Here is a 12853-nt window from a genome sequence, read left to right as displayed (position 1 = left end):
TGGAGATTGGCGATGAGTGCATTCGATCACGATCATTCCCAGGACGACCCGAGACTTAGCCGTCGAAAGGTATTGGAATGCATGACGTGGGCTGGCACCGGTGTGCTCTGGAGCATCGCCGGCGGCGTTCCGCACGCCCTTGGGCTGATTGATTCGGCACAAGCGGCAGAGCCCACCGGCCTGACCTTCCTGCAGATCAGCGACAGTCATATCGGCTTCGACAAGCCGGCCAATCCCAACGCCATCGGTACGCTCGAGGAAGCCATCGGCCGGATCAAAGCCATGCCGGTGAAGCCGTCGTTCATGATCCATACCGGCGATATCAGCCACCTCTCCAAGGCCTCCGAATTCGACGATGCCGGCCGCATCATCTCGCAGGCGCGGCTCGATGTGCATTACGTTCCGGGAGAACATGATTTCATCGACGAGGAGGTCAAGCTCTACCGCGAGCGCTACGGACGTGGGACCAAGGGCTCCGGCTGGTATTCCTTCGACGCAAGCGGCGTACACTTCATCGGGCTTGTGAACGTCGTCGATCTCAAAGCCGGCGGACTTGGAAACCTCGGCGCCGAGCAACTCGCGTGGCTGGAAGACGATCTTCGCGGCCGATCGAAATCGACACCTATCGTGGTGTTTGCGCACATCCCGCTCTGGACGGTCTATCCGACCTGGGGATGGGGCACCGAAGACGGAGCACGTGCGCTGGACTACCTCAAGGGCTTCGGCTCGGTCACGGTGCTGAACGGCCATATCCATCAGGTGATGCAGAAAGTGGAAGGCAACGTCACGTTCCACACCGCACGCTCTACTGCGTTTCCACAACCGGCACCGGGGACAGCGCCCTCACCCGGCCCCATGAAGGTGGCCGACGACAAATTACGCGGCCTGCTGGGCATCGCCAGCATCATCTTCAAACCCGGCGATGAACGCCTCGCCATCATCGATACCCCGTTGCAAGGCTGAGGGCATCGCAACATGACATCCGTCGCCTTACGCAACATCTGCATCCGTGTCGCCGTTCTTGCCGTCATGACCGCTTGCATGACAGCGGCGCGGTGCGAAGACCTCGCGGTGATGATCGACAACTTCACCTTCGAGCCGGCGCAGCTCACTATCAAGGTCGGCACGACCGTCACCTGGAAGAACCGAGACGACATCCCGCACGCCGTGGTCTCAGCCGGAAAATTCAGGTCGAAAACGCTCGACACTGACGACAGCTATTCCTTCACGTTCACGTCACCAGGTGACTACGCGTATTTTTGCTCGCTGCATCCGCATATGACGGGGATGATCAAGGTTGAGTAACCGCCAAAACCAAGGCATCACAACGATGCCCGGCCTCTGGAAACCCGGCAGCCGGGCATCGGCCGGCAAGGACAAGTCGATGCCAGCGCACAGAGCTGACGACGATGGCGAAAGGACGCGCCGTTTTCGCGACGCCGCGCTGCCATGCCTCGACGACGTCTATACGCTGGCCCGCTATCTGCTGCGCGATGCCGACGCCGCCGAAGACGCCGTCCAGGAATGCTATCTGCGCGCGCTGAAACATTTCGACAGCTATCGTGGCCCTGCAATCAAACCATGGCTGTTCGCCATCCTGCGCAATATCTGCCATGCGGAGTTCGCCCGTCGCATGAACTCACCAACCGCGATCGCCGAAATCGCCGAGGCAGCGTCGCAGGCGCCGCTCTGGCATGAGGCAGAAGCTTCACCGGAAGCCGAATTGCTTCGACGTCGCGATGCCACGACGATCCAACGTCTTGTGAGCACGCTTGCCGAGCCGTTCAGGGAAATCCTCGTGCTGCGAGAAATGCAAAGCCTGTCTTATCGCGAGATTTCCGACATCGTCGGCGCACCCATCGGCACCGTGATGTCACGCCTCGCCCGCGCACGCGCGATGCTCCGGATCGCATGGATCGCTGAAGAGGAGCCGCACAAATGACCTGCGACGAGGCCGAGATTCTTCTTCACGCATTGCTCGATGACGAGCTCGACGCCGGGCATGTCCGTGAGGTCGAGGCGCACATTGCCACGTGCCAGCGCTGCGCTGCTCAACTGAACGCCTATCGCGACATGCGATCCGCAATGGCCACCAGCGATCTGCATTTTACGGCGCCTCCACAGCTACGCCAGCGCATCGAGGCGGCGCTCCCCAAGGCTCACACGCCAAATCGTCGCGCTGTGCTGAAAGGCTTCGCGATGGGATCGGTGTTGTCCGCTTTAGCTGCGACCGGCCTCGTCGTCGTCGTACTTCGCCATGAAGACGAGCAGCGCATTCTTTCGGAGGTGGTGTCGGCGCATCTGCGCGCGCTGCAGGCCGGACACCTCACCGATGTGCTCTCCACCGATCAGCACACGGTGAAGCCCTGGTTCAACGGTCGGCTTGACGTGGCGCCGCCGGTTGTCGATCTCACCGCGCAAGGTTTCACGCTCATCGGCGGGCGGCTTGATTATGTCAATGGACGAACGATCGGTGCCATCGTCTACCGGCGGCGCACCCATGTGATCAATCTGTTCGTTGCACAGACGACAAATGCAGAATCACGGATGGCCAGGATCGAGACCGTTCAGGGCTTCAACATTCGCCACTGGAGCGAGCGCGGCCTGACCTACTGGGCAGTCAGCGATTTGAACGCCGATGAACTTGCTGATTTCGGCAGCAAAGTCGAACTTGCAACGGGAGCGAGCTGAAACCTAGGCTGACTTCCGCACGGCGTTGTCGACCAGCGTCTTGCCGAGCGACCAGATCGCGCCAGGAACCTTGTGGCTATCGGCGATCACGGTACGGAACGAGTTCTCGATCCACTTGCCGTCGTCCTCGGTGACCACCAGCGGCGGCAGCAGCTTGATGGTGTGACTGCCGTGGCCGGAGACCTGGGTCAGGATCTTCTGCTCCTTGAACAGCGGCACGGTGATCAACTGGCAAAACAAGCCTTTGCTGGCCGACTCCAGGATGTTCCACGATGCCTTGAGGCGCAGCGACTTCGGCGGGCCGAATTCGACACCGATCATCAGACCTTTGCCGCGCACTTCCTTCAGAAGCTCGAATTCGGGAATCATGTTCTGCAGAGCGAGCCGCAATTCGGCACCGCGCTTGGCCGCGTTCTCGACCAGCTTCTCATGCTTCATGATTTCCAGCGTGGCGATACCGGCGGCCATCGCCAGATCGTTCTTGCCGAAGGTCGAACCATGGACCAGCGAGCGATCCATCCGGTTGAAGATCTTGTCGAAAATGCTTTTTCGCGTCAGCAGCGCGCCAACAGGAACATGACCTCCCGACAAGGCCTTTGCGAGAAGGATCATGTCGGGTTCGACATTCCAGTGCTCGATCGCCAGAAATTTTCCGGTGCGTCCGAGGCCGGTCTGGATTTCATCGGCGATGAACAGCGTGCCGTATTTGCGGCACAGCGCAGCGGCGCCCGACAGGAATTCGTCGGTGGGCAGGTTGACACCTTTGCCCTGGATCGGTTCGACGATGAAGCCGGCAACCTGCTTGGACGACAGCGCCTTCTCCAGCGCTTCGAGGTCGTTGAATGGCACCGTGGTGCAGCCCGAGAGCAGCGGGCCGAAGCCGGTGCGGAAATTGGTGTCGTCGGTCAGCGACAGCGCGCCATAGGTCAGTCCGTGATAGGCGTGATCGCAATATACGATCCCATCGCGGCCGGTCGCATTGCGAGCAAATTTGATCGCCGCCTCGACGGTTTCCGCGCCCGAGTTCGCGAAAAACACCTTGTCCATATAGGGGACGTTTTCCAGCAGCTTCTCTGAGAGGATACCTGCGAGTGTGGAAACATCCATTTGCACCAAATTGGGCATGTCGGCGTCGAGCACGCTTTTGAGCGCATTCCGCATCACCGGATGGTTCCGGCCAATCGCAAAAACGCCAAATCCGCTCAGTAGATCGAGATAACGGGCGCCGTCCCGGTCGAACAAATACTGGCCGATGCCTCGCTGAAAGCCAACGTCATATCCGATGGTCTTGAGGACTCGAACGAGCTGTTCATTAAGATGGCGCGTATGCATCGAGCTACGCTGCGCCTCCCGTTCAACAAACATCTCGGAAACGTCTAGATTCGGATATACCATGAGTTACATACGTCGGTTGATGGTCGCTTCGTCAACTGAAAACCGTAAATGCGGCGATTTGACTTCGCCGAGAACCGCTACTTAAGCATAGGTCTAAACATGTTGCAGCGCCCACGCATTACTACGCGTACTCTTACATATTGCGGAATCCTTTTTTCGGCAGGCTTGTTTTCGGCAGGGCTGGCTCCCGCATTTGCAGCTGATCCGACCGGCGATTGGAAGGTCGAGGACGGCGTCGCGCATATTCGTGTTGCTGAATGCGGTGGCAGCATGTGGGGGGCCGTAGCCTGGGAAAAGACCCCCGGCGGGATCGACAAGAACAATCCCGATGCCACCAAGAAGGCGCGCCCCACTTTGGGCATCGTGACATTGCTGGACATGAAAAAGAATGCCGCAAACGACAAATGGGCGGGTCAGGTCTACAATGCCAAGGACGGAAAATTCTATAAATCGACGATCAAGCTCGGTGATACTGCTGACGAACTTGAAATCGAAGGATGCGTCCTTGGTTTCCTGTGCGGCGGTCAGACTTGGACGCGCGTAGGCCCGTCGATTGCGTCGAGCCCCTCGAACCTCACCGCCAAGGGTGCCCTGCCCAAGGCGGGCGCTGCCACCGGCGGCAAGATGGCCCCAGCGGCTACTCCGACGGCTTCTGCTGCACCCAAGGCTGCACCGGCTCCCGCTGCCGGCGCCCCCAAGGCCGCCGCTCCTGCCGGTCAGAAAACCGCTGCAGCGCCGGTGCCGGGACAGCCGGCCGATATCGGCGATATCTGCCTGCTGCCCGAAATCAACAAGGTCACTCACTAGTCTCGCGCGGCTTACCCATGAGAGCCGGCTGGAATAGCAGCACGGCCGCCAGCGTCACGACAAAGGACATCGCGAGCAGTTTACCCATGCTCGCGGTGCCCGGATGGTTCGACAGCCACAGGCTACCGAACGCCGTGGCAGTCGTCAGCGCGCTGAAGAAAATCGCGCGTGTCAGCGATGACTGCAGCAAGTTCTTGTAGCCTGCCCGCCAGGCCGTCACATAGTAGATCTTGAACGCCACGCCGACGCCGAGCAGCAGCGGCAGCGCGATGATGTTGGCGAAGTTCAGTGGCAAGCCGATCAGCACACAGATCTCCAGCGTGACCGTTCCCGCCACCAGCAAGGGAACGATCGTCAGCAACACGTCGCTGATGCGCCGCAAAGCCAGCCATAGCAACAACGAGATCGAAAGCAGCGCCCAGATGCCCGCATGAATGAAGGCGGTCACAATGGTGTCGCCCGACTTCAGGATCGAGATTGGACCACCGACGGCAAGCGGCTCGGACTTCAGCACGGCGTCGGCGAACTTGCGCAACGTGTCGTTATCATTCGGATCGCCGTTGGGCTGCGCCTCGACGCGGATCTGGCCATCCTTGGTCTTCCACGAATTCACCAATTCGGCTGGCAAGGTCTGCAAACTGATCGGGCTCGCCTGCATCAAATTACGCAACTGCCCCAGCGCGAGCTTGAGCGGCACCACAAAGGTCGCCTGCACTTGATCGCGCACAGGCTGGCTAGCATCAGCGGTCTTGGCCAATGCATCCGCCAGACGCTTGGCGGCGACGGCGCCGGGACTGGTCTGCGTTCCTGCAAGTTTGCGCAGGCTCGCCGCCGAATCCTTCAGAGAAGTGACGTTTTCCGCATCGGTCGGCGCCTTGTCGATCGACTCGGGATTCAAAGCCGGCTCGAGAATTTTCGCGCCTTCCTGAATCGCCTTCAGCTTGGCGGGCTGATCCTCAGGAACGAAGCTGCCGAGCGAAATCGTACGAGCAACTTCCGGGACCTTGGAGAGACGTTCTTCGACCTGTTTCGCAGCGGCCTCGTTTGGCGCCATGATGTTGACCGCATTGGCGCCGGTGTTCGGATCCTTGCGCAGATCGAGGAAAGTCGCGATCGACTCGACATTCGGATTGCGCAGGTTAATCGGATTGAAGTCAAACTTCAGGAAGTAGAGCAATGGCAGACCGGCGATCGTGAGCGCCAATGTGATGCCGATAATCCAGAAGCGCTTCTCTTCCAGGAAACGGTCGACAGGCGCCAGGAACGCATAACCGACGGGCTCCTTTTCGCCCGCGGGATTCAAGAGATCGAGCAGTGCCGGCAGAACGGTAATGCTGGTCAGGAACGCGATCATCATGCCGGCGCCCGCGATCTTGCCGAGTTCAGACACGCCCTTGTAATCAGTCGGAAGGAACGACAGAAAACCGGCAGCCGTTGCAAAAGCGGCGAGCGACAGCGGTACTGCGCAATATTCGGCAGCCTTCGTCAAAGCGAGCGGTAGATTGTCGTTCTTGTAGCGCTCGGAGCGGTAACGCACGCTGAACTGGATGCCGAAGTCGACGCCAAGGCCGACAAACAGCACGGCAAATGCAATCGACAGCAGGTTCAGCGAACCCACCATCATGAGACCGACGGCGGTCGTTGTGGCAAGGCCCACGAACAGAGTTGCGAAGACGGCGCCGATGATCTTGGCCGAGTGCAGCGCCATCCAGAGGATGACCAGCACGATCAAAACCGTACCGATCCCGTTGACGATGGCTCCATCCTGCACGGTGGAGAATTCCTCGTTTGCGATGGGGACCGGGCCGGTCAACCGCACGCGTGCGCCGTATTCGCCAGCGATGTTCAGGTCGATGGCAGCCTGCCGGATCGCATCTGTCGCGGTCTTGCCGGGCTCAAGCGCGTTGAAGTCGAGGATAGGCTTGATTTCGATGAAGCCACGCTTGTCGCCATCCGTCAGAGGCTTGTCGCTGACCAGCCCCCGCCATGAGAAGGTGCCCTTGCCGTTTTTCAGCACGTCCTCGATGGTCTGCGAGACGGCGTTGAAGGTCGGCGCTGCAGCGTCAAGCTGAAGCTGCCCACGGCGAATGCCGGTAAGGCCGGTCTCCAGCGCGCCGGTGAGACCGCGCAGACTGGGATCGCCGGCCATGATTTCAATCAGGGGAGCAGCTTGCTGGAACTGGCCCGTCAGTTGCGCAACTTCCTTGGTCGGCAGGAACAGCAAGCCGTTCTTCTCGAAGAACGCTCCGCCATCCAATCGGCGAACCGAGTCGAAATCCGTCTTGTTGGTCACCAGCTTCGCTTCCATCGCATTGGCTGCGGCATTGGCGAATTCAGGTGTGGGCGCCTCAACCACCGCGATGATCAGACGCTCCTGGTCGAAGGCCTTGTCGAAGGCAATGTCGCGCTGACGCCAATCGAGATTGGGCGAGATCAGCTTGTTGATGTCTGTATTGATCGAGAAATTCTTCGCCGTGTAATAGCTCGCGCCAATCGAAAGAAGCACACAAGCGAGCACCACCGGCAGGGCAAACCGGGTGCAGAAGTTCACGATCGAGACGACAACTCTTGTCAGCACGCTTTTTCTTTCTATTTGGGCAGGGCTCGCAAAGAATGCAGTTCACGTAGGAGTGTTCCGCAAACCATTACTTTCGCATTGGATGCGCTTTGCTTTCAGCAATGTGATGGGATGGCATAAAACGTGCTGATCACCGTAGCAACGGCCGTGTTAGCGACGCCTCGTCGCGCCGTAAAGTGACGAACAAGTGAGAGTTTTCAGGTTCTTGGGGCGCAACCGCAAGATATTACCGCAACCCGGCCAGTTGTCGCAAACCACGTTTTCGGTTCGTGATTGCATACTGAGTGATTTTTGTCACACAGAACGGCTCAAATATCCAGCTGGGCTGGATATGTGCCTGATTGTGGTACAGAATTAAGGATTATACCGGAATCGATTATGGACTTTGTACCACGTGCTTGATCGTCGTCCCCTTGAAATCTTTCTGGCTCAGCCGCGCGGCTTCTGCGCGGGCGTCGTGCGTGCCATCGAGATCGTCGAGCGTGCTCTCGAGCGCTACGGGGCGCCGGTCTATGTCCGCCATGAGATCGTCCATAACAAATACGTGGTCGAGAGTCTGAAGGCCAAGGGCGCCATTTTCGTCGAGGAACTCTCCGAAGTGCCTCCGAATGCCATGACTGTCTTCAGCGCCCACGGCGTCGCCCGGAGCGTCGAGGAAGAAGCGGCCAGCCGTGGCCTGCCTGTTTTGGATGCAACTTGCCCGCTTGTCACCAAGGTCCACAACCAGGGCAAGCGGTACATGTCCAAAGGCCGTAAGGTCATCTTGATCGGCCACGCAGGTCATCCGGAGGTCGACGGTACCATGGGACAGGTACCTGGCCCGGTTTACCTTGTTCAGAGCGTTGAGGACGTGAAGACACTGACGCTGCCACCGCAGGAACCGGTCGCCTATATCACCCAGACGACCCTCAGCGTGGATGACACCAAGGACATCATTTTGGCCCTGGAACAGCGTTTCAGTGACATTGAGGGCCCCGATACCCGCGATATCTGCTATGCAACACAAAACCGCCAATCTGCGGTAAGAGACCTCAGCAAACTTGTAGACGTCATCCTGGTCGTCGGGGCGACCAACAGTTCCAACTCGAACCGGTTGCGCGAAATCGGCACCGAAGTCGGTGTCGCAAGTTACCTCATTGCCGATGGCAGCGAACTCAACCCCGCCTGGTTGAAGGATGCGCGTGCCGTAGGCATCACGGCTGGCGCATCCGCGCCAGAAGTGCTTGTAGATGACGTGATCGAGACCTTACGGCGGATCGGACCGGTTGCGGTGTCGGTGTTGCCCGGACGTGAAGAGAATATCGAATTCAAGCTACCCGCCGAACTGACCGCGGTTCGATCCACCTTCGTCACGATGTGATGCGCAGAGAGAAAATTCGAAATGGCCATTCCGTTTTTTAAAGAAATGAAGATCGGCTCCTATCTGTTGAAGAAGAAGCTGACTGGCCAGAAGCGCTATCCGCTGGTGCTGATGCTGGAGCCACTTTTCCGCTGCAACCTGGCCTGTGTCGGCTGTGGCAAGATCGACTATCCGAACGCTATCCTCAATCGCCGCATGTCGGCGCAGGAATGCTGGGATGCTGCGGACGAGTGCGGCGCGCCGATGGTTGCGATCCCGGGCGGCGAGCCGCTGATCCACAAGGAAATCGGCGAGATCGTGCGGGGCCTGGTCGAGCGCAAGAAGTTCGTCTCGCTCTGCACCAACGCGCTGCTGCTTGAGAAGAAGCTCGACCTGTTCACGCCATCGCCCTACCTGTTCTTCTCGGTGCATCTCGACGGTCTCAAGGATCATCACGACAAGGCCGTGTCGCAGGAAGGCGTGTTCGACCGCGCCGTCTCCGCGATCAAGGCCGCCAAGGCCAAGGGCTTCGCCGTCAACGTTAACGCGACCATCTTTGACGGCCACGCGGCCGAGGACATTGCCAAGTTCCTCGACTTCACCGTGGAGCTCGGCGTCGGCGTCTCGATGTCGCCCGGTTATGCCTATGAGCGCGCACCGGATCAGGAGCACTTCCTGAACCGCACCAAGACCAAGAAGCTGTTCCGCGACGTCTTTGCACTCGGCAAGGGCAAGAAGTGGAACATCATGCATTCCGGCCTGTTCCTGGACTTCCTCGCCGGCAACCAGGAATACGAGTGCAAGCCGTGGGGCATGCCCGCACGTAACATCTTCGGCTGGCAGAAGCCCTGCTACCTGCTCGGTGAAGGCTACACCAAGACCTTCAAGGAATTGATGGACACCACCGATTGGGACACCTACGGCACCGGCAAGTACGAGAAGTGCGCCGACTGTATGGCCCATTGCGGCTACGAGCCGACCGCCGCGGACGCAGCCATCAGCAACCCGTTCAAGGCGATGTGGGTGGCGATGCGCGGCGTGAAAACGTCGGGCCCGATGGCGCCGGAAATCGACCTCACCAAGCAGCGCCCGGCGCAGTACGTGTTCTCGTCGGAAGTGCAGAAGCGCCTGTCGGACATCCGCAAGGAAGAAGCTGTCGCCGCTGCCGCCAAGGCAGAGGAAAAGGCGCAGAAGGCTTCGACCGCCGCCTGAGCGATTTCAAGCTGAATATAAAAAAGGGCGCGATGCAGATCGCGCCCTTTTTCTTTGAAAGATTGAATTCGCGAGACGCCCGGCAAACACTGCTAGAGCAGCGCTCAGACGTCCGCGGAAACGAGGTTGGTGTGACCCAGCAGATAGCTGCGGCAGTCGCGCAGGCTGCGTAGCGCGCGATTGAAGTCGCGCCCGGTCGAAACCAGCGCCCGAATCACCAGCGGATTGCGGGCGATGCCGCGCAGCACCTTGCGCAGATCGACATCACCATTGGGTTTGATCGCAGTGGTGGCGATTTCCGGCAGGGCGCGATGGGCGGGATCGCTGACGACGCGCAGTGCGGCGAACGGCAGTCCGGCCATGGCGGCAAATTCCGCGGCGATGTGGCTTTCCATATCGACGGCAGCGGCGCCGAATTCCGAGCGCAGCGCGGCCTTGCCGGCCTGCCCCGTCACGACCTTTTCGACACCAACCAGACCGCCGCGAAACACCTTCTGGCGGCCGACGCCGGCACCGGCGATCAGTTCGTCGCTAAGGACCTCGGACGCTGACCAACGGCTGTTACCGGCCACCACTTCCGTGGCCACAACGACAGCGCCTGATTTGAGATCGGGATCGAGGCCGCCGGCGACGCCGAAGCTGATGACGCCGCGGATGGTGGCGGGGTCGAAGTCAGCCAGCAGGCTGCGGAGCTGGACGGGGTCGCTTGAACTGCAAATGACGGTCATGCCCGGCCCGGCAGCGATCTTCGCTTCCTGGACCAGCCCCGTGACGATCAATACCGGCCGCGGGTCGGTTGTATCACCCGCGGTCGAAATGCCCCCATCGCCCAAAATCACATCCCAACCCCTACGGTCTTGCTGTTGGTGCTCTTCAAATTCCGGAACCGCGCCAACGCCCAGAGCGGGAAGAATTTCGAGTAGCCATGATAACGCAGATAAAACACACGGGGGAAGCCGGTAGCGGTGTAACGGGCCTCGTCCCAGAGTCCTTTTTCCGTCTGTGTGTCCATCAGGTACCGCGTTCCACGGGCGACAGCCGGATTATCGACCTCGCCTGCCGCCATCAGGGCAAGCAAAGCCCATGCCGTTTGCGACGACGTGCTCGGGGCCGCCTCGAATCCCTTGTAGTCGAGTCGATAGCTGACCGCATCTTCGCCCCAGCCGCCGTCCTCGTTCTGGATCGACAGCAGCCAGCCCACCGCCTTGCGGAACGCTGGATCCTGGTGATCGATGCCAACAGCATTCAGCGCACACAGCACCGACCAGGTGCCGTAGATGTAGTTCAGGCCCCAGCGGCCATACCAGGAGCCCTCCGCGAGCTGGGTACGGCGCAGATATTCCACACCGTCTGCCAGCGGCTTCGAGGTCTCGACGGTATCGCCAAGCTGCGCCAGCATCGAGACGCAGCGCGCGGTGACGTCCTCTGTCGGCGGATCGAGCAGTGCGCCATGGTCCGAGAACGGGATGTTGTTGAGGTAATATTCGAGGTTATCGACCTCGAACGCCGCGAAACCGCCGTCGCTGCTCTGCATGCCCAGGATCCACTCCCGACCGCGATCGAGCGCAACGTCGTATTCCTTGCCACCAGTCTGACGGCGCGCGCGGTCCATCGCCATCATCACCACGGCCGTATCGTCGAGATCCGGGTAATAGGCGTTGTTGTACTGGAACGCCCAGCCGCCCGGACGCAGGTCCGGCCGCTTCACCGCCCAGTCGCCCTTCACGTCGAGCACCTGCTTCGTGGCCAGCCAGTCGAGCCCTTCTTTCGCCGGACCGAACGCTTCATCGCCGCCGGTCTCCAGCATCGCATGCGCGGTCAGCGCGGTGTCCCACACTGGCGATACGCAAGGCTGGCAATAGGCTTCGACCTCACCGACAATCAGAAGTTTGTCGATACCGCGGCGCTGGATGGCGCGGGGCGGATAGTCGGCGGGGAAGCCGAGCACTTCATACATCATGACCATATTGGCCATCGGCGGATAGATCGCGCCGAGACCGTCTTCGCCGTTCAGGCGCTCCTCGCAGAACTCGACGGCTTTCGCGATCGAATGGGCGCGGAGTTTCTTTGGGAAATACGGTTCGGCGGCGCGGAGCAGAATATCGATACCGGTGAAGAAGGCGAACATCGCGCGACTCTGATGCGGCGCGCGTTTAATGCCACCGATCCTGGATGGATCTTCCAGGAACAGCTCGTCGATGCCGACGCCCTTCTTGTTCTGCGCGCGCGGCTTCAGCGCTGCGAGCACCATGAGCGGCACGATCGTGGTGCGCGCCCAGTAGGACATCTTGTTGAGGTGGAACGGAAACCACATCGGCAGCAGCATGATCTCGACCGGCAGCACCGGAGTGGCGCGCCACGAGAGGATGCCGAACATCGCCAGCAGGAAGCGCGTGAAGACGTTGACGTTGACGGCGCCGCCGCGCGAGCGGATCGCTTCGCGGGCGCGGACCATATGCGGCGCGTCGGTCGAATCGCCGATCATCTTCAGCGCGAAATACACTTTCACGCTGGCGCTCATATCGAAGTCGCCGTCCTGCACCAGCGCCCAGCCGCCATGCTTGCCCTGGGTGCGGCGCAGATAGTTGGCGATCTTGCCTTCAAGCTCGGCATCGACGGGCTCGCCGAGGTAGTGCCGCAACAACACGTATTCTGACGGGATCGTGCCGTCGGCTTCGAGCTCAAATACCCAATGGCCGTCAGGCTGCCGGAACTTCAGCAGGCCCTGCTTCGCCGAAGCGATGCTCGTCTCGAGCGCCGCGTTCTGAATTGTGGTCTCTGGACTGACCGAATGCATCTCGCTCGCCATATCTCCGTACTCGTCGTGAATG

General features: G+C 60.1%; 11 protein-coding genes. 7 read left to right on the top strand and 4 right to left on the bottom strand.

Translation table 11 applies throughout. From position 1 onward, the window contains the following. Positions 1 to 12 precede the first annotated feature (12 nt). The 4 genes from AB7951_RS07605 to AB7951_RS07590 all read left to right on the top strand — a co-directional run bounded on the left by AB7951_RS07605 (position 13) and on the right by AB7951_RS07590 (position 2691). The gene (locus tag AB7951_RS07605) at positions 13 to 963 is read left to right on the top strand and encodes a metallophosphoesterase (protein WP_120292851.1); all 951 of its coding nucleotides are present in this window, start codon (positions 13 to 15) and stop codon (positions 961 to 963) included. Between the two features lie 12 nt (positions 964 to 975). Continuing rightward, on the top strand, positions 976 to 1305 hold the full coding sequence (locus AB7951_RS07600) for a cupredoxin domain-containing protein (RefSeq protein WP_089265065.1): 330 nt from the start codon (positions 976 to 978) through the stop codon (positions 1303 to 1305). 79 nt (positions 1306 to 1384) lie between these two features. After that, a complete protein-coding gene (locus tag AB7951_RS07595) occupies positions 1385 to 1942 on the top strand; it encodes a sigma-70 family RNA polymerase sigma factor (protein WP_120292909.1) in 558 nt (185 codons plus the stop codon). Further along, a complete protein-coding gene (locus AB7951_RS07590; protein WP_120292853.1) occupies positions 1939 to 2691 on the top strand; it encodes an anti-sigma factor family protein in 753 nt (250 codons plus the stop codon). Before AB7951_RS07595 ends, AB7951_RS07590 begins: the two co-directional genes overlap by 4 nt. Positions 2692 to 2694: 3 nt before the next feature. Here AB7951_RS07590 and hpnO read toward each other — a convergent pair whose 3' ends face one another. Then, positions 2695 to 4086 carry an aminobacteriohopanetriol synthase HpnO gene (gene hpnO / locus AB7951_RS07585; protein ID WP_089265067.1) on the bottom strand — a complete coding sequence of 464 codons (1392 nt, stop codon included), beginning with the start codon at positions 4084 to 4086 and terminating at the stop codon, positions 2695 to 2697. Between the two features lie 99 nt (positions 4087 to 4185). Between hpnO and AB7951_RS07580 the strand changes: the two genes are divergently transcribed. Continuing rightward, positions 4186 to 4893 (top strand): DUF2147 domain-containing protein, encoded by a 708-nt coding sequence (locus tag AB7951_RS07580; protein ID WP_120292855.1) that lies wholly within the window; start codon positions 4186 to 4188, stop codon positions 4891 to 4893. Here the strand turns inward: AB7951_RS07580 and AB7951_RS07575 are convergent. Continuing rightward, a complete protein-coding gene (locus tag AB7951_RS07575) occupies positions 4883 to 7471 on the bottom strand; it encodes an MMPL family transporter (protein ID WP_120292857.1) in 2589 nt (862 codons plus the stop codon). The genes AB7951_RS07580 and AB7951_RS07575 overlap by 11 nt on opposite strands. 394 nt (positions 7472 to 7865) lie before the next feature. Here AB7951_RS07575 and ispH point away from each other — a divergent pair, with 394 nt between their 5' ends. Further along, entirely contained in the window at positions 7866 to 8831 is a 966-nt protein-coding gene (gene ispH / locus AB7951_RS07570; RefSeq protein WP_120292859.1) for a 4-hydroxy-3-methylbut-2-enyl diphosphate reductase, read from the top strand. A gap of 21 nt (positions 8832 to 8852) precedes the next feature. Next, the gene (gene hpnH, locus AB7951_RS07565) at positions 8853 to 10022 is read left to right on the top strand and encodes an adenosyl-hopene transferase HpnH (protein ID WP_120292861.1); all 1170 of its coding nucleotides are present in this window, start codon (positions 8853 to 8855) and stop codon (positions 10020 to 10022) included. Positions 10023 to 10126: 104 nt separating this feature from the next. On the opposite strand, the gene AB7951_RS07560 is transcribed toward hpnH, so the two are convergent. Together AB7951_RS07560 and shc are read right to left on the bottom strand one after the other, a co-directional pair. After that, positions 10127 to 10861 carry a phosphorylase gene (locus AB7951_RS07560; RefSeq protein ID WP_120292863.1) on the bottom strand — a complete coding sequence of 245 codons (735 nt, stop codon included), beginning with the start codon at positions 10859 to 10861 and terminating at the stop codon, positions 10127 to 10129. Next, positions 10858 to 12831, bottom strand: a complete 1974-nt coding sequence (gene shc, locus AB7951_RS07555) for a squalene--hopene cyclase (RefSeq protein WP_441255722.1) — start codon at positions 12829 to 12831, stop codon at positions 10858 to 10860. The genes AB7951_RS07560 and shc overlap by 4 nt, the downstream gene beginning before the upstream one ends. Between the last annotated feature and the right edge of the window lie 22 nt (positions 12832 to 12853).

The organism is Tardiphaga sp. 285_C5_N1_2, from assembly GCF_052076065.1.
In the GTDB taxonomy this organism is placed as follows: domain Bacteria; phylum Pseudomonadota; class Alphaproteobacteria; order Rhizobiales; family Xanthobacteraceae; genus Tardiphaga; species Tardiphaga robiniae.
Note: the sequence above shows the minus strand (reverse complement) of the source record. Positions and strands in the feature narration are given on the sequence as shown.